The following is a 24,897-nucleotide window of genomic DNA, read 5'->3' as shown; positions in this document are numbered from 1 at the left end:
TGCTGGAACGTCATAAGAATCGCTGACGCGATTCCGGGCATCATCGCCAATGTCCGTGCTGAACCTGTCAAACCTAGCGTTTCTCCGAAAAGACCAATCATACTGGTCAAAAAAATCAGGAATACACACACATAGGCTGCCTTTGGGTGTAGGCGCCATCCTGCTAGCGGTTCGGCCTTTCGCTTTTCCATGCTTCTCCTCGATCAGTTTTTGCGGGGTTCGGCTACCCAGCATTTGGCACCGTTGTAATCATCGCCACCCTCGGCAACGAACACATGACCATCGGCATCCACTGCATATGCTCTAGGCCGCTCATGGCCAGCATCCCTCAGCCGATCCTTCCATCCATAGGCTTGGCCATCCCATACGAGCACTACCCCACCCTGGTGATCCGGATGTTCAGATCGCCACTGGCTGGCAGCAACGCGCGCATTTTGAATCGAAGGGGGCATATGACAAGCCTTTTCCTATTGCTCGTCGGTGTGCTGAGAAGCTGGCTGCATCTCTGCTTCCAGTTCGTCCAGGTCGGTGCCACAGGCCGGGCAGTGCTTGCCGAATCTATCGGGGTTTCCTCTTGCGCTGAGCGGTCATCGCCCTTTCCTCGATTTGCTGCTTCTGTGCATCAGCGCCTTCCTGAGTACCAGAGCAAAAACATACGCAGGAGCCAACAGTTGAAGCAATAGCGGGCACATAAGCCATAGCGAGATAAACGCCGCCCATATCCATACTTACCTCCGTTTGGCCCGTTTTATCCTAACTGCCAAGTCCATTATATCCCCAGCCAGGAACTCATACCCTTCGCCAGCGCCTGCCACAATGCCCAGCCATATGGAGCACTCCAGTTAATGGCCGCAAAAGCCGCAAAAAGGATGGCGACTCCGACGATCAAGAAGAGTATGCTCTTGGCACAACCAAAGATGACACGCCATAGCGGCGTGCGTGGCATTGATGTATCAGGTTTATCGTTCATATATCTTCTCCTGCGAATAATTTGTGCTGATACGCGTCCAGGTCCAACGACTTGAGCTAGATATATCGAGGGCTCGAACCAGCCTCGAGTGATGAAACCACTTCCCTGGCATCGAGCAGCGTCAGGTTTCCCGTGCGAAACGCCCCGGTGTCGATGTAGAGCACGTTGCCCAGCCAGGCGGGCTGTTCGATGGGTGTGTGTCCGACCACGACGGCATCGATGCCATCGACCGGCGTTTCATCCGCGCTCTTGATTCGGCTGCGCCCCCAGACCAACTCCTGCTTGTAGGCATTGCCGGCTAGCTCGATCAGCGACCAGTCGCCCGGCGGCTCCGCGTGAACCATGCCGATTCGTCGGCCGGCTACCTCGATCTCTCGGGCGTAGGGCAGGTGTCGCAGCGCCTCGCCGACGATCTGCTTCACCTCGGCGAGGTTCTCGCTCAGCGCCCAGGTGCCGCCGTTGACCATCCACAGCTCGAAGCTGCCGGCGCCGGAGAGAGCCTCGTGGGCGAGCATCTCGTGATTCCCGCGGACGCCATTGAACCAGTGCTCGAAAGGCAGCGACAGGCACTCGAGGGAATCGGCCCCGCGGTCGACCAGATCCCCGACCGAGAACATGCGATCCCTGGCCTTGTCGAAGCCGACCCGGTGCATGGCTTCCTGGAGCAATCGGTACTGGCCATGAATGTCGCCGACGAAGAAATCCCGACCATCGGTGTTGGCCTCGTGTCTGACGATCACGCGCCACCTCCAGCCGCCTCAACCTCAGCAGCAGACCGGCGGGCTTCGTCGAGCTGTTCCATCATCCAGAAGTGACTGTTCTCCCGCGCAGGGTCGTAGACCCGCATGACGCCATCGTCGTCGTAGGACACCCACTTCGATGGGCAGATTGTGTTCTGATTCCAGCCGATGCCGAGCAGCTCCATGTCCTCGCCGGATTCCATGACATCGCGCAGTGCTTTGGCCTGCTCGCCGAAGCTGCTATTGGGATGCTCCTCGCCGAACTTCTCGTATGCCTCGACCAGACGCTCCCATTGGCTCGGATCAAGCAGAGCGTGGTCCATCGTGCTGAGCAGGACGATCGCTTCGTGCTCCGGCATATCCGGATTGTTGTTGCCGTAGTTCCAGACCTTCATCTGATCGGCCTTTCCCTCCTCGGAGAATCCAGGCGGGAATACCGGGAGGCCGCAGTATTCGGTGGCGACGTAATTCCAGACGTACATCGCCCCGCGCCAGGCGTTGCCAAACTCCAGGGTTTTGACGGCCCCCACTTCCAGCAGAAAGATCGGGATGCTGCTCATCGATTAATCCCTATCCGGGCGGCCCCGGCATTGGTGTGTGTACGGCGGTTCGCCGGTGTCCGGCTCATCGTGCCGCAGATCGGAAAAGCAGCAAGGCGAAATAGCCGGGTATCGGGCATAGATAAAAGGCCATCGTTCAGGTGCGACTGTGCCCCGCACCTTGGTGAGCCCTGGTTTGTCGGAGCGCGAACCCGATGTGCCCTACGATAAGCGCCAGCAGCAGCCAGGACAGCGGCGCATGCCATTCACCGAGGCTGGCCGCCAATGCGATCTCCGGCGCCTCCGGGATCAGCACCACCCCGAAGGCCGCCAACCCATGGCCACCGCCGATCATCTTGAAAATGCCGGTGAGCGGCATCAGCAGCATCGTGGCGTAGAGCGCCAGATGGCCCGCCGATATCAGCACGTCCCTTCCCGTACGCAGGTACCTGGTCCTCCTACGATAGCGCGAGGCCCAGACCGCACGCAGGCCGATCACCAGTAGCAGCAGCGTGCCGATCGACACGTGCCACGGCACCAGCGTCTGCCCGATCCAGTGCTCGCCGTCGGCGATGTAGTCGGTGAGCTTGAGCATCTGCCAGCCGATGAGGAAGGCGACGAGCCAGTGCAGGCAGCGGCTGGTGAAGCCGTAGCGATACTTCGCGTTGCCGATCATGAGTAAACATTCCTTATGAGTGGATGAGTCATTGCGTGAATGAGCAGACGCTCAACGTCCGGGTTCGACCCAGCGAATCACTGAGTTTCGAGCTGTGCGTCCGCCTCGCGCGCCGACACGCCACGGAAGATGCTGGCCTTGCTCCCCGCCTCCGCGCCGGCACGAAGGGCGGGAAGATCGCCATCCCGGAGCCCCTCATGGCAACGATGCTTGGCTTTTTCCATCTCACTGTACTCCGCTTCCTTCCAGCGCTTGACCAGCGCCTTGTCCTCGTCCGACATGGCCACCGCCTCGACCTTGCAGCGCACCGCGCGCACCCACGCCTCGGCGAAGAGATCCGCCCGGCGTGTCTTCGTCTTGCGCAACAGCCGCTTCGGTAGGGATTCGAGATACCTGCGGCGATCGGTCGCAAGCTGGCGATACAGGACTTCGTAGGCATACGCCGCGACGTTCGGGGCGTCGCCCAGACCGATGAACACCGCGTGGCTCTCGGTGCGCCCATACCGACTGACGTAGGAGTTCAGGTTCTCGACGGAGAACACGTCGCTGATCGTGTGCATCAAGAACCACACCCAGCGGGGCGGATTCTGAGCGCCATGGCTCTTGGCCTGGCTCTCCCCGACCTCGGAGAAGCGCAGGTCGCTGGACGTGACGTTGTGTTTGGCCATGAGCTTCTGGGCCTGACGCAGCGCGGCGGCGGCTTCGCCGGGATTGTCGCTCTCAGCCAGGGCCAGGCATTTCTTGATCTTCTCGAGCGTGCGGTTATCCATCGGTGATGGTCTCCTCGCGGGAAGCGACCAGACGCTCGGCTTGAGCCGCCGCGCGCTCGTGGCTTTCGTCGCTGACGTAGCTAAGCGTTCCGTAGCCATCCACCGAATACCCAATGAGCTGGGCAAGTTGCTCCTGGTACTTGGGATCGACGGCGTTCTCAGCGCACCACACAGCCAGGTGGTTGAGATCGCTCACCGTGCAAGCCAGGTAATCGACGATGGGGTTCGGCTCGAAGCGTGGCCGGCCGTGAGGGTCGAGCCCGATCGGCTGCATGGGATAGCGGACTTCCTCGGCCGCGGCGTTCGCGCCAGACGCATTCAGGGCGCCAAGCACCTGGTCGCGAAGGGCCTTGGCGCCGGCCTTGCTCTCGCTGTGGCATTCGATGCCGTTGGTGATGGGGTTACCTGTCCGCGCAGGGGTGTCGTAGACATGAATGCCCGCTGTGAACAGCACGCTATCGCTTCTGAACACATCGCCCTTAGCAAAGCGAGTTTCCGGCGCCTCCTCGACCGGCTCAGCTTCGGCTTGGCTCAGCTTGTGGCGCCACGCGGCGATGCGGGCGTCGATCTCGGTGGGATAAGGGCCATAAGAGCCTGCACCCCAGGTCTCCTCCATGCACCAGCTTCCCTCGTGCATGAATAGGGTGTATCCCTCCGGCTCCGGCACCTCAATGACGAAGTAGGCGTAGGCAGGCTTGATCCCTTCGATACCGTCCCAGGAGGCGCAGATGGCCTGTTTCTCCGTGGACCAAGCCGATACGGGATCACAGAACCCCTGGGGGCTTTCCACCTCGATCAACAGCCATCCTTCTCGGCCGGGCTGGCGCCTGACGACATAGCCCTCGGAGGGCTCGCTGAGACCGATATCGGGGAATGGGTGGGCTGTGTTTTGCCACCCCTCTTGCTCGATCAGGGTGGCGATAGCGTATTGGATCTCACCTCTATCCAGCCCCTTCGGCCACTTCTCCTCGCAGGTGAGCTTGGCCTTGAGATCGGAGACATCGGTGCGCGCATCGACGCGTGTCTTTATGGCGTAGTGCTCCGGTGCTATGGCGCCAGCCTCGGCGGTGCCGAGAAACTTCAGGCGCACAGGAATATGCTGGTGGGTCATCGGTGATCCTTGGAATCAGTGGTCAGTTCGCCGCCATCGTGCCCCAAAGCGTCGAAGCAGCAAGGCGGCAAAGGGCTGGGCGCGAGGCGGCATAACAAGGAGTGTTCCGGTTCGACGCGGGAATCGTGGCGGTCAGGGAAGTGCCGACGCGGCCGGGCCGGAGCGTCGGACCCCGATCCGGCCCTAAGGTGGCTCGAGGGCGACCTATGCGCCAGCCTCGCGGCACTCCGCGCAGCGCGGCTCGCCCTGGACCTTCGCCACCTTGGGCGGGGGATACCACCAGCCGCAGGCGTGGCACTGGACGAAACCGGCCTCGGCCATTTCCTGGGCGAGCCAATCGGCACTGCTTTCGGGCGACTCCGCGCGATCCAGGGCTTTCGCATCAACCGCGCAGGTCATCGCCCTTCTCCACCGGCCCGGACAGATTCCTCCAGGACGGCACCGTGCTCGCCGGCCAGCTTCATCACCAAGCCGTTGAGCCGCTCGATCTCATGCTCGTAGGCCGCGACCTTGCGCTCGATCTCGGCATGGGAATTCAGGGCCTCGAGCACTCGCTCGCGCAGGGCCTCCGCATCGGCCTCGTCATCGCCATACACAGCAATGCGTCCCTCCCAGTCTTCCTCCTGTCGATGGTGAGTGATCCGGGCATTGGGGAAATCGTCCCCTGGATCGGTTCCCGTGAGGCCAGACGAGAACTCAGCGCTCACTGACTGGGCTCCGGCCCGATTCAACGTGTGAAGCCAAGCGGCGATGCAGGCGTCGGCATGGCTCTCGAAGCGACTTCCTTCCCCTGCCGCGCCGCCATCGGCGCTCCAAGCCCAACCATCCTGGCCGGTAGGCTTGACGCGATACCCGGAAGGCACCGGCACCTCAATGCCAAAGCAGGCGCGGAAGGGCTCGGGGCTGGAGGCTTCATCGCTCGCCGTGGAGGGCGGTTCGTCAACCAGGGTTAGCGTTCGGGTGCGCAGCACCGAGAGTGGCGCATCGATCTCGGTGCCTGGGCCAGCAAGCAGCGGAGCGTCCATCACCCACGCTTGCAGGCCAACCCACTGGATCGCGGCATGCTCGATGTCAACGGCATCAAGACTCTCGGGCCAGCCGCTGGCCTTGATCATCCTGGAGTGAAGTTCCTTCGCACCAACGCGGGCATCGACCTCGACCATGATCACAGGGCCATCGAACGAGGGCGCAGCGTCGCTGGTGGAAACGTTATTCAGGCGCTGGAGGCGCACGGGAATCGGGGTAGGCTGGAGAGTCATCTCATAATCCTTGGAATCGATCTGTTTGGGCGAGGGCATCGTGCCGGAGAACGGCAAAGCAGCAAGCGGGCAATCGGTGGGTGTTCAGGAGGGATTTCAGGGGTCGGCGGTGTCGCGGTCGGATTGTGACAGGGGCACGTTCGGGCCACCTCGCAGCGACCCCGCCGGGAGCGTTGCACTCCGACAGGGCCGTGGGCGATTCGCTGGCGACATGGCCGCCCGGCTTTAGGCGGCCGCCCGCGCGGTCGCGTGGATCTCAGCGATGACCTCTTCCTTGAGATACATTGGTATACCGCAGCCGTCGCAGATCAGCTCAGCCATGCCGCGCTCGTACTCGGGGTTCTCGCCAAGGTCGACACCCGCCCCATCACCGAACAGCCCGGCGGCAGTGTGGATCATGCCCTGGGCGCGCAGGTAGGTGGCTTCGCCGAACAGAAAATCGATGTTCTGGAAGGTGAATGGCTTGTTCTCGATCTCGTCCTCGTCCTCGGCTTCGGCTTCCTCAAGGCCCAAGTCACTCGCTATATCCCTCAGGCTGATCGGCGCGCTCTCCCACTCGCTGGTGGGGCCGCCTTTCGTCTCGAAGCCGGCGAACCAGACATCGGTGCTGTCGATCACCACCCGGCTGGTGGCCTGGCTGAAATCGACGGGGATATAGGCCCCCTCTTTCTCGCCTTCGTCCAGGAACTCGCAGCGGTAGTCCGAGATCTCCACACTGAACAGGCCCTTGTCCCGGGCGATCTCGCTGAGTTCCTTCCATCGGCGGTAATCCTGCTCGGTGACCTCGAAGCGGACGAACTCGGCGACCTGCATGCACTCGCTGTCGTAGCGGCACTCGACGGTATAGGTGTGGGACTTCATTGGGGCTCTCCGGCTGATGGCTTTATTGAACATAGGGCCATCGTGCCGTAGAACGGCAAAGCAGCAAGCGGCCGACCGAGGGAGCCAGCACAGGGACTGTTGGCTCGAGAACAGCCCGATCTCGCGCGATCCCCTGCGGCCCTGCGCGAGCGTTGAACTCCGACAGGGCCGTGGGATGGATCAGTCGTCGGAATCGCTCTCCCGGCAGTCCTCGCAGACCTGCTCGTCATCGACAATTTCCAGCTCGTGGCTCTCGCACCACCACCCGCACGTGGCGCAGAGATCTTGCTCGGCCTCAATCATGATCTCGATGACGCGCTCTTCGTCGGTGTCGAACACTGTGGCGGCCTCCGCGACGCTATGGGAGCTGCCAGCGAGGAATTGCTCGACCTCCTGCGCCAGATTACTCATGGCGATGTTCCTTGTCAGTTACAGGAGGGCCGTGGCTTACCGTGACATTCCACGGCCATGAAGGCGCCTACGGGAGCGCCTGCCGAGAAAAGGCAGAAGCAACGTGACAAAAGCTAGGATGCAGCTCAGCAAGAAGACCGAATGCGAGTGATACTCGTACGGAACGCCAGCCTGATCTATGCTTCGGCCCCACCAGACAAACCCTGCGAGAAGCGCCCACCCCAAAAGCAATATCGCGAGTTCACCCAGGCCGCCCCCCCAGCGGCTTCGCAGTCGAAGATCACAGCGACGAATTCTTCCCCAATGAACAACGAACAGCGCCACGCCGATCGCGAGACCACATCCGACAGCAATACCTAGACCCAAGCTATCCATCTTGGCTTCCCCCAGCTTGAGCCATCAGCGGCATCCCACCATGCTCGATCGCGCGCTGAACCCTGGCCTCGTCGGCAAAGAACTCGTGCAGGCGAATCCCCATGCTGGCGATGCCGATCAGGGCGTCATAAAAGAACTTCGCGGCCTCCTCCGTGTAGGGCATGCTCTCCAGCTTCTCGGGCTTGTCGGGCAGACCCACCACGAAGCCGTTGAGCTTGGCGCCCCACGTGGGATAGTCGAGGTGGTGGTGTCCCCACTCCGGCTGCTCGAACTCCACCCGCTGAGAGTTGGGCCGGCGGTACGTGATCTTGTCGAGTACGCAGGCGGTCAGGCCGATGCTGAAAAACTTGGGCTTATTGCTCGCATGGATGCCGGCGCCCGCGTCGTACCAGCCGCCGCCTTCTTCGCGCCGGTCGTTACCGACGTAGCCGTTGGCGTGCAGCGAGCCATCCTTATCCTGCCAGACGGACACATCGGCCTGCCGCGCATAAACGATGACCCGCTCGGTGATGACCTCGACCGCCAGCATCTCGTCGATCGCTTCCTTGAGGGTTTCTTCCAGCCCCTCATAGGTAGGGCAGACGAGCCGGCAACGGGCATTGCGCCGAGGTGTCTTGAGGTAAGCCGCATGACGCATGGTGAGCGAGTGCGCCGCCTCCAGCACCTCCTCCGAGGGCGCGGTGTAGAAGTACCCATCCGGATCGACGTGGGTCTCGAACTTCTCGCTGTACTCCTCGCCGGCCTTGTTCGACCGGGTGATGGTGATCGTCTTGAACTTCGGCATGGTCAGCTCTCTCGTCTTAGTTGGTTTCCAGGCTGGCACGGATGATGCCGCCAAGCGCGCGGACCTCGCGGAGCGTCCGCCGGTGAAAGAGGCCGCGCTGCTCACGCGCATCGCGGGCAAGGGCCGGCACCACTTCGCCACGCAGCGTTTGGTACTTGTCCAGGACATCCGGAGAGGGAGTCGGGTGTGCTTCCTGGAGGTACTCGTGGGCGAGCTGGCGGATACCGGCCTCGGTGACGTAACTGCCCTGGCCGCGCTTGGCCATGCCCCTGGCCAGCTCCAGGAAGGCATCGTGCGCGCCTCTGGCCTTCAGGTGCTTCTCTGCTGGCATCTCGTGCAGCTTCTGCATGGCCCGGGCCGACTGCCACAAGCAGAGCCATGTCAGGCCGGTGATGAGTGCAAAGCCGTATAGCCCCAACACCAAGATCAGATCAACGGTGCACCACAGCCAGAGGGTGCCCAGTAACACCTCCTCGGTACCGCAATTGCGCCGGAATAGGCGGCGCCAGCATTTCGTCGCGTCGACCACCTCCACAACGAGGGCCTTGGCAACCACCCCGAGCGTCACCAAGGGGCCAACGGCGACAAACAACAAGGCGTGCGCCAGCGTTCCCTTCATCGGCTTCATCCGCGCGATGGTTTCCACAGAGGAGATGGTGTAGACCAGCACGCCGAATACCACGTAGAAGGCGATATATCCGTCAATCTGTTGCCACATGATCAACCCCCTTCCACTTCCAGGCGCTCCGCGGGCGCGGCGGGATCGAGCTGGCTTAGTCGATCCAGCGTTTCGTTCACGCGACGGGCACAGCGATCGACCCGACCGCCGGTAATGATATTGGTGATGTGGCGACCGCCATCCCCTGAGCGGAGGTTCTGATAGGCGAGGTATTGGCGCCGCAGCCGGCGCCGTAGCAATACAATTTTCAGCCGCGTGGGAATCTGCATCAGGCGTTCTCCCCGCCGATGTTGGGCTTCACGGTGAATTGCTTTTCGATGTCCCTGACTGAGGGAATGACCCAGGCGCCGGTCGCGTTGCCTCCCAAGTGCCGGGCTTGTGCACCATTGCTCTGCTCCAGGCGAGTGACGATCCACTCGCTGCCTGCGGGTGTGATCCGCTCCTCACCGTTTTCATCGTCATCCCTCTCGGCGGTAAGGGAGATTAGCCGGGTGCCGACGGGATAGCGACCTCGCTCAATTTCCGTCTCCATGCGCTTGATCAGGGCATCCATCTGGCCCGGCTCCCGGCTGTCGTAGTCGATACCGCCTTCACCGTCAGGATCGTGGCCTTCAACTTCGACGAAGCGGGCGTTACCCAGGTCAATGGCGCGGCTCTCGATCTCCTCGGCTTCCTGTTCATCCAGCACCATCCACAACACACCATCCATGCCTTCACCGGCCGCATCCTCATAACCGGGCAGGTCGATTTCATAAACCTTATGCAGGCCGGCGCCGTTGGGATTTGCCGTCGCCATTTTGGCGCGGAGTTGCTCATTGGCGGTTGCAAGCTCGCGAATCCGCTTTTGCAGCACCTCGTTGTTATCGAGTTCCCTCTCGCGCTCTTTGAACCAGTGGTCGCGGCGTGCACAGGTCTTTGCCAGCTCTTTCTCCAGGCCCTTCGCTCGGCGTTCGGCACGAAAAGCCCGCATCCTCTCCGCTTTAAATGCCTCAACGAGGTTCTGATTCGCACTGGTGAGCTGGTCAATGGTCTGCTGACTGGTCATGGAACTTCCCTCGGTTAATGACGGGTTTCAGGGGGCATCGTGCCCTAGATCAGCAAAGCAGCAAGCGCTGGCATTCAGGCAAAAAAAGACCCGCCAATGGCGGGTGAAAGGAAGGTACGCAGGGAACTGAATGGTCAATATCTCACATACCAGTAAACCAGCAATGACTTAATGTCCGCTGCGCTAGCGGGGATTTAAGCGGTTTCCTGCTAAGCTGAATGTCGGATCGGAACACGGAGAATGGTTCATGTGCGGGCGCTACACGCTGCGCGACATCGACAGGGCGCGCGAATACCTCAAAGAACTGCGCGTGACCGAGACCAGCCTGGACCTACTTGATCGCTGGCGCCCGCGCTACAACATCGCGCCCAGCCAGCAGGTGCTTGCTGTGCGGGCTTCCGAAGACCACGGACAACTGGAGTTGGTCAGCCTGCGGTGGGGACTCCTGCCCCGCTGGTCGAAGGAACGAACGCTCAAGTACAACACCATCAACGCCAAGGTCGAGCGGGTAGATACAGCACCTGCTTACCGAGCGTCATTTCGTGATCGGCGCGCACTGATACTCGCCGACGGACTATACGAATGGCAGCGTCCAGCCAAGACGCCCTACTACATCCATCTTACGGACCATGCAGTGTTCGCTTTCGCGGGCTTATGGGACCGGTGGGCCGATCGGGTTACCGGCGAGGTAATCGAGAGCTGCTCGATCATCGTCGGCCCACCGAATGAGCTGATCCGCCCGATCCATGATCGGCTGGCGGTGATCCTGCCGCGTGAGCATTACGACCGCTGGATCGACCCACAGGTGACCCGAGCCAAAGACCTGAAATCACTACTACAGCCATACCCTTCTGAGGCGATGGCGGCCTACCCTGTCTCGCGGCATGTCAATCGGCCAGCAAATGACGATCCGCAATGCGTTGTGCCGCTGGAGTAGGGTCTCGTCGATCAGCTAGGTAGGTTGAACTCGTTCTCCGCTCAGTGCCCCGTTCATACCGGCGAAGTCGGTAGATCCCAACCTCGTACTGCCACCTATCTCGGCTGAGTCCGCCAGCTCAGAGAATTAACCACCAAGGTTAGTGTCCTTCTTGGGGGCCTCCGGGTAGCTATCCCGCCGCAGGTAGCTTCCAAGTGGGTGGCGGTGAGCGTAACGACGACCAGCGGCGATGGCCGCCAAGCAGCGCTTGCAGTCGACCTGCTCGAGCGCCGCGAACTGGGGAGAGTCATCTACCCCGAACGGTACGACAACTCGTCCGCATGCTGTGTGACTGGCTTTGCCGTCGGTTGCATGCCACTTCGACCAGTCCGGGCTATACATCACGTCGCGTTGCGCCCAGCGGACAGCCTCAGGTTCGCCGGTTTCACGTGGGTCCGGGGCAAATCCCTTCCAGTTGTCCGGGTTCATAACCAGTTCCGTCATCTTCGCTCACTCCTGTGCCATATCACGCTCAATGCTTGACGCAACCCACTCCCAGTACCCCTGACGGGTATCATCATTGCCCACCTCATAACGCCAATCGTCGGCAGGGTAATCAGGGTGTTCTCCCCAGACTCCGTGCCGGGAGCGGAGAACATCAGCACTCGGCATGGTGCTAAACTCCCCTACGGTGCCGCGAGCACGACAGGCCATGCACATGATACGGCTGTCGTCGTCCCAGTCATTCTCGCTTGTCAGGTCATGCACCCCCTCGTCGACCACGCGTGCATAGGCTTCGACGGTAATCTCGAATTCCTTCTCATTGTCGCAGTGGGGGCACCGGATGCCCGCCAGACAGTTCTCGTTAGCCATCTTGGTCGCCCTTCTCGTGGTAGTGAATGAGCGTCGCGCCACGTTCCCAATAATCGGGATCGTCAATGAACTCGCCGCCGTCTAAGTCGCCATAGATTTCATCGGCCCTGTCGAGGATGTCATCCTCGGTGGCGTCATCGGGCATCTCGATCTCGTGCGTGTATTGCACACGGGTCAGCACGCCGAACTCGATGCTCACCTTCATGACTTGATCCCTCCGGGTGCGTTGATCGTGAAAGCCCATCGTGCCGCATATCGTCAACGCAGCAAGCGACTGAAAACGCAGGTGATTAGTGCGGTACAAGGGTGCTTCAGGTGTCCGCTCCGGACGCGGCCAATGGGGCTCCGTGAGGCTGGGTGAGCGTCCCGGTTCGACAGGCAGGCCGGGGCGCTGCGTGGCAGGAACAAGCAGTATCAGTCGTCATCCCCCTCCTCTTGCTCAATCTCGGCCTCGGATAGCTCATCACCCACGGCGATGGCCGTGACCCGGTAGCCAGGCAGCGCCGCGCATTCGGTACCGTCGCGCAGTGAGTCGTACAGCGCACCTCTCTTGGCCTCGTCCGGCGTGCGCAGCGGCAGGCGTTCGAGTACGACGGTCACGTAGTCGCTATTGGGGCGATTGGTGTACGGGTGTCGCTCATTCGGTTCAGGCATCTTGGGCTCCTTAGTTGAGAACGTTGCCGGCGGGGCCGTTGAGCCGCGCGCCGCTAGTACGCGACGCACTGCTCGAAATCGACAGCGCGCCGCTCGCCGTAGCTTTCGACGATCAGGCCATCCTCGGTCACGTCTACGAAAACACTGCGCTTAAGGCCTCGCGGGGTCCTGAACTGGACGGCAACCGACCGGCCCCGGTACTCGCTGGCCAGGGCCCCGTGCAAGGTTGCCGCTGTTTCGCAATGGCGGCGTTGACCAAAACTGCGGATCGTGAACATCTTCTACTCCTTCCCTGCAATGCGGATCTCGTAATCAAGCGAGCGCATCACCTCGACCTCACCCATGGCAGTTGCGCTTTCCCGCTATCGTGCTGGACATTGGCAAAGCAGCAAGCAGGGAATCAGCAGGCGCCGGGCAGAGATTCAGTGGGTTGCAGGGTCCGGGTTCGACGCGGGGGGCCTGGCAGTGTAGACGCCTGCGCAGCGCGTGAGTCGCGCCAGGCTCACCGTGTGTGGTTACCCGATATGGCGCACCATGCTACGCAATGCGGCAACATCCATCGTCGCTGCCTGCGTGGAGCCCTCGGCATCGAAACCAGTGACAACGATCCGGCCCACCAGAGGTTCGGCGTACCATCGCACAGCATGAACCTGTGTGGGCCGGGCGTGCACGCCGACCTCATCACCCCAAGCAACGTGGCCGGGATCGGGATACCCAACAACGGCAATTCCATTACAGCCAATGGCCCGGTACATCGCCTCCAGCATCTCGGGGCCGTCGGTTCCTGGCAACTCGATTGCACAGACCTCGCCCTGATCAATCAGTAGCGCTCGCATCATCTCTCCTTGGCGTCGGACTGGGTAAAGAACCGTCCCGGCTCGGCGCAGCAACCCGGGGCGCGACGAGGGGTCGGGCGTCGTCGACGGACGCAGCGAAGTCAGTGGCGGGCAAAAACGGTGAAGCCGCCGTCATCGGTGAAGCTCAAGGTGGCATAGGGCTGCGCAGTCGCTCCATTCATGCCCGGCGAGCCCATCGGCATGCCCGGTACGGCCACGCCGGCAACGAGCATCTCGCCTTCCAGCAAGCGTTTCACGTCCGCAGCCGGGACATGCCCCTCGATAACGTAACCGTCGATTACCGCGGTGTGGCAGGAGGCCAGGTCACGAGGGACGCCCTGGGCTTCCTTGACCTGGTGAAGATCACGGTGATGCTCGACCTCTACCTCGAATCCGTTGAAGCGCATGTGGTCGACCCAGCTATCACAGCAGCCGCAGTTGGGGCTCTTGTAGACCTTCATGTTGCCGGCGGCAAAAGCGGACATCGGCAGTGCCAGCGAGACGATCATGATGCTGCTCCGAAGCAGCGACTTGAGAGGGCTTTGCATCGAGATTCCTTATGTTGGTCGGTGGGCGTCGATGTTCGACGCGGTTGTGGTGTCGTAAAACGCCAGCCGGAGGCTCAGGCGCTCGGCGCATAGATGCTTGGTTCAACTCCGCGATCAAGGTACATCTGGTCCCGCAGGCGGCGCATCTGGGCCTTGGCCTCCTTGTCACACCAGGTGTTTACTGCCGATCGCGGATCTTTCACGCCCTGATGCCCCTTGACCCACTTGAGCTTCACGTAACGCGCACCCAGCGCCTTGAGCTGCGCCACGCCAACCTTGTTGAGTGCGCCCTGGCAGTCGGACTGGACCACCAGGATCACATCGTCCAGGCTCACGCGCTCCTTGAGGATCTCGACGCCCCGATCCAGCGCGTGACGCTCGGCCTGATGCGAGTCCTTCGGCCCCGTCAGGCCACCGGACTCGCGGATCGTCTCAGCCGGGGCGCCGTGTTTGATCCAGACGGCCCAGCCGGTCGCTCTGGTGTGCGGGCAATGGCTTGCGTCAGTGATCATGGTGACGAATCGGGGCTTATCGGATTGGCTCATGAGGCAGCCTCGGCGCTGGACGGAATCAGCACGCCGCCCGTGCGCTCGGCATAGCGTTCGGCGGCGGCGCGATCAGCGAAGATCATGCAGCTTGCGGCCTGCCCAGGTTTGTCGCTGACGCATTTGTACTGGTCGGGCAGCGGCTGCCACAGAGCGGCGAGCGCGGAACGGTTGCGATTCTGGTGCCAGGTACTCATCAGGCGGGTTCCTCAAGATGGATCACGCCGACAGAGTGCCCCAGACCGCCGAAGCAGCAAACGCACCGGCAATGCGTCATCCGGGGCGCCCTGGCCCGCAAGTATCCCGATAGGCACACCGCTGGCACAGCGCGGGATGCTTTGCGACCGTCGGACAGACACGCCCCGATTCCAGCGCGATCCGGCGCTCGTAGAGCTGAACGACTTCCGCCTCGGACATCAGGACGACCCGCCGCCAGCGCACCCCCGAGGGGGTGACGATCCGCACGAAGCCGTAACCGGCTACCGGGCGGCCTGGCCGTCCGGGCAGCCCATTGTGTTTGGCGCGTTGCAGCAGAACGCGGTAAACGGAGAGCTGAATCAGGTCCTCGCGATGGACTTTCGCCCGATTGCGCGTCTTGGTTTCCACCGGCACCAGATGTCCACTGCTCTGGCGATACACCTCGTCAGGGCGCCCGGCCAGTGGTATAGGAACGTCGGCCAGGATGTCCTGTTCACTCATGACGAGCTTTGCCCTGGCTAGCTCAGCCGGGTAATCACCCTGCTGGCGGCGCGGCCGGCGTCGCAAAATCTCCCAGACGGCAATGCCTACGGCGAAGCAGACCAGGAACACCGGGTTCGACAACGCCTTCACTATAAGCCCCAGAAGCAGACTCAGCAGCCATTCGCCGTTCATGCCCCACCCCCTTGGCCCAGCCGGCGTACTAGCCCGTCAAGCAATCGCCGCACGAGCCGCGTCGCACCGGGACGGTGCGCCAGCCAGGCGGCGATCGGAGGGGAAACCCGGTAGTACACGGCAACGAACGCTCGCCCCCACCGGCACTCCAGAAGCGAGCGATCGCGCCAGTCGCGCAGGCGCTCGGTCTGCCATGCGTCACCCCCATAGACCGCCGTGGCGATGAAGCACGGCCCGCTGTGATGCCCCGCCGGCGCGGAGCGACCGGACACGACATCCCGGTACCGGCGATTGTGCTCGGCCTCACCTCGCTTACGCGCCGCCTTGACCACGGCATCCACTCGCTCCGGGCGCTTGTGGAAGCGAAACATGGCCTGGCGCTCGCAGCGGCCCAGGGCGGCGAGGTCGGTGGCGCTGACGCGGCGCTGGCGGCGGTTCACGGTAACGCCCCAGGCATCAAGGAGGAACGCGGGGCGACGGCCGCGCAGTGACCGATCAACCAAAACTCGAGGACCCATACCCAGGGGTTGGCACTCCAGGCCCCGAGCCCGTGGGTTTGTTCCCACTGGTAGGCGTAACCACCCTTGGCTGTTTCGCCATCCCAAGCTGTCCCCCAGCCGCCGAAACATACCTGCGCGTTGCCGATATGATTCCGGCGGGGCTGGCCGCAGTTGTTGCAGCACGAGGCCTCGAGGTTGATTCCGATCGGGCCCCTGGCGTAATCAGCGGGCTGGATTCCTTCGGCCACGGCATCGGCCTCGGTGATGTCCTGTAGCCGTTCGACGCGAACGCTGTTGATCTCAAGCGTGATCCGCGAGTGCCAGTGGGGCATGTGGATGGAGGGGCGCTTTCTCCACCACCAGCCGGGGTTTTTGGGCTGACCTGATTCGGATGGGGGGAGGCTGGCGCAATATTTCACGTCGCCAGCAGTTACCGGGCCATGCATGAGCTGGAGGTAATTCTCACGCCCCCACAACCGATCGCCGGGCTTGCCATGCGGGCAGCGGATCGTGCCGTGGGTCCGGGTAGGTTGGCCGGGCCGATCGGTAACGACATCAAAGCCCCATCCATCGGGCAGCGCTATAACGCGCGCCCCTTCCGGCTGAGGCTTCACCAGTAGTCTCGCCTGGGTTTTTGTGCCGTCGAGGATGCGAGGTACCTCCCAATCCTTGAGCGGCCAGCTTGCGCGGATGTTCATCGTTCCGGTGTCCGATCGTGGGTTTACACCCATCGTGCCGGAGAAAGGCAAAGCAGCAAGCGGGGTAACGGGTCGCGGCTGGGTAGGGATTCAGCGGATTTCAGTGTCTGGGTTCGACGCAGGGATCGGCGCTCACCGGGAAAGCTGGGCGTCGCGGATGGACGCCCGAACACTCTCGGGATGGGATGGGTTATGGCTCGGGCGCCGCCAGATCGGCTTCACCGCCGAGCCCGTCGATCAGCTTTTCGATGGCACCCGCCAGCACACCGGCCATCAACACGAAGTCGGTTTCCAGGCGGAGTACAGGATCATCATCGTCGTCGGCCTGTCTGGCCTCATCGAGCACGTCATCGCTGAAACGCAGCGACTTGAGGGTCAGGTCATCGTTCAGCAGGAGTGAGACTTGTTCGTCGATGGTGATAGCCATGCGGGTGGCCTGGCGGCCGGCGTCGAGCGCGACCTGGATCTCTTCACTGTCGAGATCCACCTGGCGTGCGCGCAGCACGCTTTCGTCTCCGGCGGTCTTCAGCTCTACCTGATCGCCAATTGCCAGCCAGTCGGGGCGCTGGCCCGGGTTGACGAGCCATTCCGTCATCGTTTGAGTCGGTGTGGTTTTGGCTGACAACGGTGTGACTTTGAGGCTGCCCAGGGTCTGGCGCAGCAAGTCCAACACCTCCTCCGCGCGCTTACGACTCGACGCGTTGACGCCGATCAGATGGCGCCGTGTGTCCCACCACAGATCGATCCGCTGCGTGCGCACGAAAGCTTGAGGAAGGAACTCTTCGTAGACCTGCTCCCTAAGGGCCTGCTTTTCTACACGGGGCAGTGGCCGACCCTCAGCGACTTCACGATCGGCGGCTCGGGTTTCGACTTCCTCCTTGACCACCGAGGCCGGCAGGAGGCGTTCCTGGCTCAAAGCCGAGAGAAGCCTCTGACCATTGATCTCGTGGACACATTGCTCACTGCCCCGTCCGGCAGGCGCCGCCCAGCCGAGGCGTCGGGCCTCGACATTCCCGAGGGGGCGGTGGGCATGTTCGGCCATGGCCCTGGTCAGGGCCTCAAGCGCGATTACTGAAGCGTCATGGAGACGATAGAGGTGTAGGTGCTTGAACCACATAAACGATATTCCTATAAAGAAACGCACACGGACACGCGCCGATGGAACGCATCGGTGACGTCATTCTGTGCGGGAACGACTATCCAGCGAGCGCTGAATCACCCTGTAGGGGTAAGGGGTTGGGTAGGATGGCAAGTCGGGCGTCTCGGTCGGACGCCCGAATGGACTCATTGCGACCAGTGACGGAGCACCCCGCAGTAACTGGCCCACGACAGCAGGCAGGCAGCCATTAGAATCAGAACGATGCCAACGAGACTGCTCGAGGCGAGCCAAAAGGCCAGGAACATTCCCAATACAGCCGTTGTCATTGCGGCGAGGCCGGCGGCCGATTCCCGTTTGTCTGGCCAGGGCGAGAAGATCGCAAAGAGTAAGAACACGACTGACGTCACCGCAAGTGGCATTGGGCTCGTCAGCCGCGCAACGCTCTCTGCAAGGTTCGGTTCACTGAATGATTGGCTCCGAAGGTAGAGCATGGATACCCACGCAATGACCAAGGACACCAGCATGGCGGGCTTCATCGCGACAATGAAGTTGGTACGGTCATATTGACCACTCATAAAGTCTCTCCGTTGTGAATGTCTAGGTATGACACAGGGGTGTCCTCGGCTTCATGCCCCACCTCCTCCACCATCTTGCGACGAGTCGGCTTTGAGAACGGCGGCAGCGGGAGTAATCACGGCCTCATGGCACTTCGTCTTGCCTCGACCAGTGAACCGCGGCATGGCCAGCACCGCTCGGTTGCCCTCGAACCGCTCGATCTCGACGGTCTTCCCGTCGATACGATCCGCTTCGGGCAATACGTCGAGGCTGACGACGCCCCAGCAGACACCGCGCGCAGAGACCGCGGCCTGACCGTCGTCGCTGATGCTCAACACGCCACGTCCCGCACTGAACGTGTAAAGCCCTTCTCCGACCTCATTGTCTTGGGCGACGCAGCAATGCCGGAAGAAGTACAGCAGCAGGCCTCCGGTCAGGGCGGTGAGGAGGATCTGCACGCCGGCATTCAGCTCCGGCGCCAGCAATGTCAGCAGTACCGCCAGCACGGCGCCGATCCAGAACCACAGAACGACGAAGGCGCCGATGAAGATTTCCCCGGTGATCAGCAGCACACTGATCGCGACGAGTAACCACCATTCCAAAGACATGGCTGTCCTCCCAAAGGTGAGACCCAGGCAGACGCCCAGGCCGGTGAATTCTGGCGGTTACTTGCCGCCGATCTGCTGGCCCAGGAGGTTCTGGACCACGGACTAGCTGCCCAGCAGCTCGCTCGCCTCGTAGGGCACGATGATCTTGTTGCTCGAGTCGGACGCGGCGATCCCAATCCAGGCCTCAATGCGGTCCTTCGCCAGCAGGATCTCCTCTTTCTACTTCGCCTCGGCCTTGGCCAGGGTGGCGCCTACCAGCACGGCAAGAACGACCGTGACGATGAAGGTGGTGTCCACAAGGACTCCTTTGTCTTCTGAGTTGGGATAGGTCTGCCCGCAGTTGGCGCATTGCAGGTACATCCTGCCCGAGAACGGTGATGCAGCAAGCGGTGAATGGGGGACCCCTAGGCGGGGTTTAGTGGTGCGCAGCGTCGAGTTTCGACGCTGCGAATCGGAGTGTTGTGCTGGAGGAGTATCGCCTTGGTGTTCAGCGAGGTGGCTACTACTCGGACAGCGGCAGGGATACAGCCAAGTGATACCGGCCGCCGCGGTCTACCACGCTATAAAGTTGGGCATCCTCGCCCACAAGCTTATCGAGCGCATGATCCAGTGACAGCGTGTCGGCTTTGCGGGTAAAGCCGATGAAGCCGAGGATACCTCCGCTGGATGCTCGGCATTGTTCTCCGGGGGGATAATAGTTCCGGAACCCATTTTTACCAGGGCAATATCGAAGCTTTCCATCGACCAGGCGCATGCGCGATTTGCTCAAGGAGAGGCATTTGTAGAGAGTGTCGGGGTGCGACTCCTCCGGCATTTTGCAGGTAGCTGCGACGTTGGCCTTGCTGTCACCGCTGGACGCGACCAACGCCCCCGCGACGACCGCCGCGGTTACCGCCGAGCTGCTGCTGGAACTGTAGCTGCGGGCGTAGCTGCGAGCCGCAGCCGTGCTTGACATCACTACCATCGTGACAAGAGCAGCGTATAGGATCAGGGTCTTGGTGAGGTGCATAGCGGCCTCCTGGGGCTCTGGTGTGTAACACGTCTGAGATTTGCATCGCTTGACATGCAGCATCGTATCCAGAGCCGGCAATGCAGCAAGCGCGCCCCAGGGTCGCTGAGATGGAGCCTCCGTCGCCAGTAAGCCGCGCCGTCTGAGCACTTAGTCAGCCATCGAGCTTTTCCAGGCGGTTGGCTTGACGGCGCTCACCATGACCGCTCGTCGTATACCAACGAGCTTCTTCCTTTTGCCGCTTTTGTACCGCCGCAGCCTTGGCCTGCTGAGAGGTAGAATATCGAGATGAAGGCGTTCCGTAGCTGTACTGCTTGCTACGTTTGCGCCGAGTTCCATCCGCACGCTGTTCATACCAGGTGGCTATCCACTCCGTCGTGCCGCTAGGTCGCTCATAGTGGAAGACCCCTGTCATAGGACCTACCTGCTGACGCCTATGCTTGGCAACCGAGCGCCTAGGAACATTAAGCAGTTCGTGCCAGCGCTTCTCGCCCCAAACTTCAGGTCCACGTTGATCCCGGTATGAGACACACCGATCGAATAATTCCCGCTCCTGCTCGCCAGGTTTCCGTCTTACTGTTTTTGATTCCGGTGTACCGGATGGCCTAGGAATTCGGACGATCGGCTGGTCATGCGTATGTGGCCAAGATATATACTTGGTGCTCTCCCAAAGTTGAGGCTGTACCAACTTCCCCCTCATGTGCTGATCCTTTCTCGAACATGTTGCTCTTTAGGCTAACTACATCACCTGTTGCAATGGCGGCTGGCATGCATCCGTGGTTGTAACCAATCAAAGCTCATAAGCCTGATTGTCAATTATTGAAGAAGGTGTCTCGAGCCACTGCTCTTTTCTCTAGCTGACTTCTCCTTCCTCGTCTTCCAGGTCATCATCGATCAGCAGTGGCTCCCCTGCCGCAGAAGCTCCAGCGCTCAAGGCCGCTTCAATGGTGTCGGCATCTTCACAATCATGAGTTCGTCCGTATTGGTCGACCAGTTCCCAATGATAGCCCGCATCGACCACGTACACCTCCAATAGCAGGTCGCCTGCCTGGGCAGAACAAACCATCGTGTGTGCCGAGTAATCGAACTCGCGTTTTTCTAGCTCACCTACCATGGGCATTTCCTCGATCAGTTAGCTTCGATTTCGAGAATGCTATCGAGCAGGTTCGCGCAGCTTGCCACATGCTCTCGCAGATCATCGCGAACACGATATTCTTGTGCTCGCTCCGCCACTTCAGCCGCCGCTTGGTAAAGGGCGCCTGCACGCTCGAGGTTGCGCTCTCGGCTCTTGGGTTTCCACCAGGTGGCATCCCATGGCCAGTTGTGCGGCATCACGCTATCAGGACCGCTTGCGTCCCGATAGCAGAGAGCGGCGGATGCCAAAACACCTGCACCATGCTGATCGTCATGGGAAAGTGACCAGCCTTCCTCCTTAATCTGCCGCTTACGCTCATTGGCTATGAGCTGCCAACCCGTCAATTTCGTCATCTTGATTCGTCCTCTACATAGTCAAACGCTAGCTTTTCAGTTGGACCCCCTGCGAATCAGGTGTCCGGCTGCACGGTGTCGATACGCCTGCCCGACGCGCTGACCCACAGCTTCTGTGGATCGATGTCGTTTATGGAGATCATGCTTGCCCTCCCTTTTCTCTGGGGGGAGAGAATTGAATATGCGACGGGAACCTCGATGGTAACGGTATAAGGCTTTCCACAACCTGGACAGGTTAGATGGTGGTCCTGCTCATCTTCGTAGCAGCTCTCATCGACTTGCTCGCTCACGTGCTGCCCCTTTCCTCAATTAGCTGGGTTTGCCGTCTTCAATCATGCCTTCTTCTAGAAGGAGGGGCTTCAGATCGACCGCCAGAAACTTCTCCGGCTCGGCAGTCATCCACCCCCCGGATGATGACTCATGGACCTGGCGCTGGCGGTTATCCGCTGTAATCCAGATTTGCCCCATTTCGCCAGCAGCTTTCATCGCAGCATGGCGCTGGCGGTGACTTTTGAGCGTCTCGGGGCGACCAGCTTTACAAGAATAGTAAGGTGCGTTCTTAGTGGGCATTTGGCTTCCCTCGGCTAATGTGCGTCGTTGAGTAATTAGCGTGCCGCAGATCGTCAAAGCAGCAAGCCGGTCCCAGCCGGGTGGCGGAAGGGGCTTCGCGGCCAAGGGGATGATTCATCACGACGGCACGCCGGGGCGGCAAGCCTGATCGCCAAGGCTGACTCGGACGCCGGAAGTGGGAAACCTTCACGCGAGCGGTGTTCGGGTCCGACGAGGAAATATCAGCGCGGCATGCGTCCTGACTGGTGTCGTAAACGAACGCCCCGCTACACTGAGCGCCCGGGGCCTCGGGGGCGCCCGGATCAAACGAGGAGAGCGAACCATGGAACTGCAAGAACCCATCCAAGTAACACTCCCGTGTGCCGACGGGACAGATCCTGAGTGCGTGGGCGAAATGACGCATGGACTGCCCCTGGTCGGACTGACCGATGAGCAGATTGCAGCCGTCCTAGACGGGGAGGGAGATGCCTGGATCGGCCTCACTCCCGAACAGGTCGAGATCAACCAGGAGAACCTAAGCCCCAGTGAGAAAAAGAGCCCGCCCGAAGACGGACTCATCATGGTTCAGATCGCCCTCGATACAACCTGCTGCTTTTGCGGTTCTGACCAGTAGTACCGACAGGCCCCAGTGAGGGCGTCTGTTACCTGGGCGTTCGAGTAGAACGCCCAGTCATAACGCTCGGCTCAGGTGCTCGCTGCAACCGAGGGCAGCTTGATGTACGGAAGCCCTCAACCTGGCATTGGTAAGCCCGAAGCCAGCGAGGACATGCGTCCCAGCAAGTATCATTGCCCAGCCAGCCTTCCCCTCAGCTCCGCCAGCTTGCCGTCGTGCTCCCGCCGGATTAGTGCATCCAGCGGCCCGCTGTCCTCGCCGTCGTGAAGCCGTTCGAAGTATTGGCCGTCCCCCTCGATCCACCAGCCTGGGGTGACATCCTGACCGTCGTCGTTGACGGCGGCAGCCATGTCGTCATCCAGGTGAACGATGCTCATCTGGTGGTCGACCACTTGGCCGTCAGCCCAGACATTCAGTATGTGCGTGTTGCGCTCCCTGTTCCACTCGTGATGGATCGTGACGGTCTTCTGTGTGGTCTTCATGGTCGTTCGCAGGCACCCGGCATCACCAGGGGGATAGCACGCCGGCCGAGGCCAGCCCAAGCCCGCTCCTCCTTTGCTCCAACGCTATCTTCGGTTGATGGAATCGCTCGCCCTCGTCTCGCCCAGACGGCACCGGCCGCCGGATAAGTGTGACTCCAGGAAGCGCTTAATGGTCTCACCGTGACACCGCCGCGGCGAGCAAAAGCAGCCCAGCACCAGCTCACCCTGGCTCGCCAGCCGGTAGAGCCGTCGAAGCTCTCCGAGGACAGCGGGATCTCGTGTCGCCACCCGCTCGGCGAACCAGGCCTCGTAGCGATCGCACACTGCGTCCCGGTCACCATCCCGGCCGATCACGAAGGGATTGCCCAGCGGGCTGCCACGGCCGATGTAGACTGCACCGGGGTCATCGTGGCGTCCGACCCGGACACTCATGCCGAGCCGGTCTCGCTCAGCTCCTGCTGCGCCTGCTCCCATGCCTTTTGCACCGCATGGAACATCTCGGGGTCCCCACCATGGTCAGGGTGATACTCCCGCCGGCGCCGACGGTAACGATCCCGGACCTCGGACAGCGACTTGCACTCGGGCGGCACACCCAGCACCGAGCGCCAGTCATCAGGGAGACTCTCCGGCAGGGCCACGAAGCCGGTGAAGGCGGCATCGACGATCTGGCGGGCACCCCACCGATCGAGCCCGCGCAACGCCTCGATGGTCTTTCGTACCGCCTGGAGATTGTCCTGAACACGATCCCAGCGATCACAGGGGATGCACTGCTGGCGCCCATGACGGGTGAAGTACACCGCGACACCGCGATCCACCGGCTCTCGGGCATTGGCATAGGGCAACCCATCGTTCCGGGTGCGGATGTCGGTGGAGATCACCACGTCCCCAGCACCCAGCCGACGCAGTTCGTCGAGCAGGCAATCACGGGCCACGGCCAGGGTGGTGTCGAAGCGGCTGCGCTGCGGCTTACGGGTACGTGGCCAGCCGGTGGGCCACTGCAAGGGATATGCCTGGGTCATCATCTACCTCGTGTTTATCTGACGCTGACGCAGACCCTGCCCGAAAACGCCAAAGCAGCAAGAGATCGTGACCAGGGAGAGCAATGGCGAGGGGCGTGGATTGGGTGGGTCGAACTGGAACGCTGGCAGGGGCGGTCAGCGGGAGTCGTGAGCTTCAGACGCCGACATGGGCAGGATGGGCGATCAGTACGACCTGGGTCGGACCTTCCCCTACTCAACCCCCTTTGTGCGAGCGGGACGCTGGAATGCGTCGATACTCCCGCTAGTGACGGTCAATACGTGCCTCTCAAGCACGCCAGCCCGCTCGAGGAGTGCGCAGCGGTACCAAGAACGCCGGATCATCAAAAACGCAGGTTCGACCCAGTGATCAGCCGGGGTCTGCTCAAGAGCCTCCGCGTCCGCCTGCGTGTTGGGGTGGGGGCTGTCATCTTCTCCCTCCTCCAGCTCTATCAATCAATCATTCGCGTCCTGATGAGACTCGGGGATTCGACGGTACTCCGATTTCAAGTGGGGGTATCGGCCTACAACCCTCCATTCCAGAACACCCGCCTTCTCCAGCCGTTTGCAGCGGTACCAGGGCCGCCGAGTCAGCAATCCGCCGGGATCGAACCACCCCTTCTTCGGCATCTCAGCCATGGCCTCCATGTCAGCCTGTGTCAGATTGGGCGGGGTTGCGGTCGTCGTCATCATCGTGCTCCTGCCGTTAATTTCCGTCGTCCTGGTGAGACGCGGGTTCGTTCTCGACAAGTCTCATCACAGGTGCCAAATACGGGGCGGGTCGAACCCTTCCT

Annotated in this window: 38 protein-coding genes; 2 read left to right on the top strand and 36 right to left on the bottom strand. The window is 61.5% G+C overall.

Annotated features, from left to right (window positions below; genetic code table 11):
• Positions 1-769: 769 nt before the first annotated feature.
• The 14 genes from KGR00_RS07735 to KGR00_RS07670 form a co-directional block, all read right to left on the bottom strand.
• A complete protein-coding gene (locus KGR00_RS07735; protein ID WP_224424340.1) occupies positions 770-970 on the bottom strand; it encodes a hypothetical protein in 201 nt (66 codons plus the stop codon).
• 56 nt (positions 971-1,026) lie between these two features.
• Positions 1,027-1,710 (bottom strand): metallophosphoesterase, encoded by a 684-nt coding sequence (locus KGR00_RS07730; RefSeq protein ID WP_224424339.1) that lies wholly within the window; start codon positions 1,708-1,710, stop codon positions 1,027-1,029.
• Positions 1,707-2,270, bottom strand: coding sequence for a hypothetical protein (locus KGR00_RS07725; RefSeq protein WP_224424338.1), 564 nt, complete (start codon positions 2,268-2,270; stop codon positions 1,707-1,709). The genes KGR00_RS07730 and KGR00_RS07725 overlap by 4 nt, the downstream gene beginning before the upstream one ends.
• Before the next feature lie 136 nt (positions 2,271-2,406).
• Positions 2,407-2,925 (bottom strand): cytochrome b/b6 domain-containing protein, encoded by a 519-nt coding sequence (locus tag KGR00_RS07720; RefSeq protein ID WP_224424337.1) that lies wholly within the window; start codon positions 2,923-2,925, stop codon positions 2,407-2,409.
• A 77-nt stretch (positions 2,926-3,002) separates the two neighbouring features.
• Positions 3,003-3,695, bottom strand: coding sequence for a DUF2786 domain-containing protein (locus KGR00_RS07715; protein ID WP_224424336.1), 693 nt, complete (start codon positions 3,693-3,695; stop codon positions 3,003-3,005).
• Complete coding sequence (locus KGR00_RS07710) at positions 3,688-4,806, bottom strand: hypothetical protein (protein WP_224424335.1); 1,119 nt, start codon at positions 4,804-4,806, stop codon at positions 3,688-3,690. Before KGR00_RS07710 ends, KGR00_RS07715 begins: the two co-directional genes overlap by 8 nt.
• A 204-nt stretch (positions 4,807-5,010) precedes the next feature.
• Complete coding sequence (locus KGR00_RS07705; protein WP_224424334.1) at positions 5,011-5,205, bottom strand: hypothetical protein; 195 nt, start codon at positions 5,203-5,205, stop codon at positions 5,011-5,013.
• Entirely contained in the window at positions 5,202-6,065 is an 864-nt protein-coding gene (locus tag KGR00_RS07700) for a hypothetical protein (protein ID WP_224424333.1), read from the bottom strand. The genes KGR00_RS07705 and KGR00_RS07700 overlap by 4 nt, the downstream gene beginning before the upstream one ends.
• A gap of 225 nt (positions 6,066-6,290) precedes the next feature.
• Complete coding sequence (locus KGR00_RS07695; RefSeq protein WP_224424332.1) at positions 6,291-6,926, bottom strand: hypothetical protein; 636 nt, start codon at positions 6,924-6,926, stop codon at positions 6,291-6,293.
• A 180-nt stretch (positions 6,927-7,106) separates the two neighbouring features.
• Complete coding sequence (locus tag KGR00_RS07690) at positions 7,107-7,337, bottom strand: hypothetical protein (RefSeq protein WP_224424331.1); 231 nt, start codon at positions 7,335-7,337, stop codon at positions 7,107-7,109.
• A gap of 367 nt (positions 7,338-7,704) precedes the next feature.
• A complete protein-coding gene (locus KGR00_RS07685) occupies positions 7,705-8,496 on the bottom strand; it encodes a hypothetical protein (RefSeq protein WP_224424330.1) in 792 nt (263 codons plus the stop codon).
• A 16-nt stretch (positions 8,497-8,512) separates the two neighbouring features.
• Entirely contained in the window at positions 8,513-9,214 is a 702-nt protein-coding gene (locus KGR00_RS07680) for a hypothetical protein (RefSeq protein WP_224424329.1), read from the bottom strand.
• 2 nt (positions 9,215-9,216) lie between these two features.
• On the bottom strand, positions 9,217-9,444 hold the full coding sequence (locus KGR00_RS07675) for a hypothetical protein (protein ID WP_224424328.1): 228 nt from the start codon (positions 9,442-9,444) through the stop codon (positions 9,217-9,219).
• Complete coding sequence (locus tag KGR00_RS07670; protein ID WP_224424327.1) at positions 9,444-10,220, bottom strand: hypothetical protein; 777 nt, start codon at positions 10,218-10,220, stop codon at positions 9,444-9,446. Before KGR00_RS07670 ends, KGR00_RS07675 begins: the two co-directional genes overlap by 1 nt.
• A 247-nt stretch (positions 10,221-10,467) precedes the next feature.
• Here KGR00_RS07670 and KGR00_RS07665 point away from each other — a divergent pair, with 247 nt between their 5' ends.
• Positions 10,468-11,157, top strand: coding sequence for an SOS response-associated peptidase (locus KGR00_RS07665; RefSeq protein WP_224424326.1), 690 nt, complete (start codon positions 10,468-10,470; stop codon positions 11,155-11,157).
• 126 nt (positions 11,158-11,283) lie between these two features.
• Here the strand turns inward: KGR00_RS07665 and KGR00_RS07660 are convergent, their stop codons facing one another.
• The 20 genes from KGR00_RS07660 to KGR00_RS07565 all read right to left on the bottom strand — a co-directional run bounded on the left by KGR00_RS07660 (position 11,284) and on the right by KGR00_RS07565 (position 21,992).
• On the bottom strand, positions 11,284-11,640 hold the full coding sequence (locus tag KGR00_RS07660; protein ID WP_224424325.1) for a hypothetical protein: 357 nt from the start codon (positions 11,638-11,640) through the stop codon (positions 11,284-11,286).
• 6 nt (positions 11,641-11,646) lie between these two features.
• Positions 11,647-12,009 (bottom strand): hypothetical protein, encoded by a 363-nt coding sequence (locus KGR00_RS07655; RefSeq protein WP_224424324.1) that lies wholly within the window; start codon positions 12,007-12,009, stop codon positions 11,647-11,649.
• Positions 12,002-12,214 (bottom strand): hypothetical protein, encoded by a 213-nt coding sequence (locus tag KGR00_RS07650; RefSeq protein WP_224424323.1) that lies wholly within the window; start codon positions 12,212-12,214, stop codon positions 12,002-12,004. Before KGR00_RS07650 ends, KGR00_RS07655 begins: the two co-directional genes overlap by 8 nt.
• Positions 12,215-12,423: 209 nt before the next feature.
• Positions 12,424-12,663 (bottom strand): hypothetical protein, encoded by a 240-nt coding sequence (locus KGR00_RS07645; RefSeq protein ID WP_224424322.1) that lies wholly within the window; start codon positions 12,661-12,663, stop codon positions 12,424-12,426.
• A gap of 53 nt (positions 12,664-12,716) precedes the next feature.
• Entirely contained in the window at positions 12,717-12,941 is a 225-nt protein-coding gene (locus KGR00_RS07640) for a hypothetical protein (RefSeq protein ID WP_224424321.1), read from the bottom strand.
• Positions 12,942-13,178: 237 nt separating this feature from the next.
• Complete coding sequence (locus KGR00_RS07635) at positions 13,179-13,499, bottom strand: hypothetical protein (RefSeq protein WP_224424320.1); 321 nt, start codon at positions 13,497-13,499, stop codon at positions 13,179-13,181.
• 101 nt (positions 13,500-13,600) lie between these two features.
• On the bottom strand, positions 13,601-14,008 hold the full coding sequence (locus KGR00_RS07630; RefSeq protein ID WP_224424319.1) for a DUF411 domain-containing protein: 408 nt from the start codon (positions 14,006-14,008) through the stop codon (positions 13,601-13,603).
• 113 nt (positions 14,009-14,121) lie between these two features.
• A complete protein-coding gene (locus KGR00_RS07625) occupies positions 14,122-14,592 on the bottom strand; it encodes a hypothetical protein (RefSeq protein WP_224424318.1) in 471 nt (156 codons plus the stop codon).
• On the bottom strand, positions 14,589-14,789 hold the full coding sequence (locus tag KGR00_RS07620; RefSeq protein ID WP_224424317.1) for a hypothetical protein: 201 nt from the start codon (positions 14,787-14,789) through the stop codon (positions 14,589-14,591). Before KGR00_RS07620 ends, KGR00_RS07625 begins: the two co-directional genes overlap by 4 nt.
• 76 nt (positions 14,790-14,865) lie before the next feature.
• Positions 14,866-15,465, bottom strand: coding sequence for a PD-(D/E)XK nuclease family protein (locus KGR00_RS07615; protein ID WP_224424316.1), 600 nt, complete (start codon positions 15,463-15,465; stop codon positions 14,866-14,868).
• Complete coding sequence (locus tag KGR00_RS07610; RefSeq protein WP_224424315.1) at positions 15,462-15,905, bottom strand: CFI-box-CTERM domain-containing protein; 444 nt, start codon at positions 15,903-15,905, stop codon at positions 15,462-15,464. The genes KGR00_RS07615 and KGR00_RS07610 overlap by 4 nt, the downstream gene beginning before the upstream one ends.
• Positions 15,902-16,663: a hypothetical protein gene (locus KGR00_RS07605; protein ID WP_224424314.1), complete on the bottom strand. Its 762-nt coding sequence runs from the start codon at positions 16,661-16,663 to the stop codon at positions 15,902-15,904. The genes KGR00_RS07610 and KGR00_RS07605 overlap by 4 nt, the downstream gene beginning before the upstream one ends.
• A gap of 190 nt (positions 16,664-16,853) precedes the next feature.
• The gene (locus KGR00_RS07600; RefSeq protein ID WP_224424313.1) at positions 16,854-17,780 is read right to left on the bottom strand and encodes a recombination-associated protein RdgC; all 927 of its coding nucleotides are present in this window, start codon (positions 17,778-17,780) and stop codon (positions 16,854-16,856) included.
• A 167-nt stretch (positions 17,781-17,947) separates the two neighbouring features.
• On the bottom strand, positions 17,948-18,337 hold the full coding sequence (locus KGR00_RS07595; protein ID WP_224424312.1) for a hypothetical protein: 390 nt from the start codon (positions 18,335-18,337) through the stop codon (positions 17,948-17,950).
• A gap of 51 nt (positions 18,338-18,388) precedes the next feature.
• The gene (locus KGR00_RS07590) at positions 18,389-18,925 is read right to left on the bottom strand and encodes a hypothetical protein (RefSeq protein WP_224424311.1); all 537 of its coding nucleotides are present in this window, start codon (positions 18,923-18,925) and stop codon (positions 18,389-18,391) included.
• A 502-nt stretch (positions 18,926-19,427) separates the two neighbouring features.
• Entirely contained in the window at positions 19,428-19,934 is a 507-nt protein-coding gene (locus KGR00_RS07585) for a hypothetical protein (RefSeq protein WP_224424310.1), read from the bottom strand.
• Positions 19,935-20,787: 853 nt separating this feature from the next.
• Positions 20,788-21,048: a hypothetical protein gene (locus KGR00_RS07580; RefSeq protein WP_224424309.1), complete on the bottom strand. Its 261-nt coding sequence runs from the start codon at positions 21,046-21,048 to the stop codon at positions 20,788-20,790.
• A gap of 14 nt (positions 21,049-21,062) precedes the next feature.
• Entirely contained in the window at positions 21,063-21,422 is a 360-nt protein-coding gene (locus KGR00_RS07575) for a hypothetical protein (protein ID WP_224424308.1), read from the bottom strand.
• Between the two features lie 56 nt (positions 21,423-21,478).
• On the bottom strand, positions 21,479-21,712 hold the full coding sequence (locus KGR00_RS07570; protein ID WP_224424307.1) for a hypothetical protein: 234 nt from the start codon (positions 21,710-21,712) through the stop codon (positions 21,479-21,481).
• A 19-nt stretch (positions 21,713-21,731) separates the two neighbouring features.
• A complete protein-coding gene (locus KGR00_RS07565; RefSeq protein ID WP_224424306.1) occupies positions 21,732-21,992 on the bottom strand; it encodes a hypothetical protein in 261 nt (86 codons plus the stop codon).
• A 322-nt stretch (positions 21,993-22,314) separates the two neighbouring features.
• Here KGR00_RS07565 and KGR00_RS07560 point away from each other — a divergent pair, with 322 nt between their 5' ends.
• Positions 22,315-22,605: a hypothetical protein gene (locus KGR00_RS07560; RefSeq protein ID WP_224424305.1), complete on the top strand. Its 291-nt coding sequence runs from the start codon at positions 22,315-22,317 to the stop codon at positions 22,603-22,605.
• Positions 22,606-22,775: 170 nt separating this feature from the next.
• On the opposite strand, the gene KGR00_RS07555 is transcribed toward KGR00_RS07560, so the two are convergent.
• Both KGR00_RS07555 and KGR00_RS07545 read right to left on the bottom strand, forming a co-directional pair.
• Complete coding sequence (locus tag KGR00_RS07555) at positions 22,776-23,087, bottom strand: hypothetical protein (protein ID WP_224424304.1); 312 nt, start codon at positions 23,085-23,087, stop codon at positions 22,776-22,778.
• A 428-nt stretch (positions 23,088-23,515) separates the two neighbouring features.
• Entirely contained in the window at positions 23,516-24,109 is a 594-nt protein-coding gene (locus tag KGR00_RS07545) for a DnaJ domain-containing protein (RefSeq protein WP_224424302.1), read from the bottom strand.
• Between the last annotated feature and the right edge of the window lie 788 nt (positions 24,110-24,897).

The organism is Modicisalibacter sp. MOD 31.J, from assembly GCF_020147985.1.
GTDB classification, from domain to species: domain Bacteria; phylum Pseudomonadota; class Gammaproteobacteria; order Pseudomonadales; family Halomonadaceae; genus Modicisalibacter; species Modicisalibacter coralii.
Note: the sequence above shows the minus strand (reverse complement) of the source record. Positions and strands in the feature narration are given on the sequence as shown.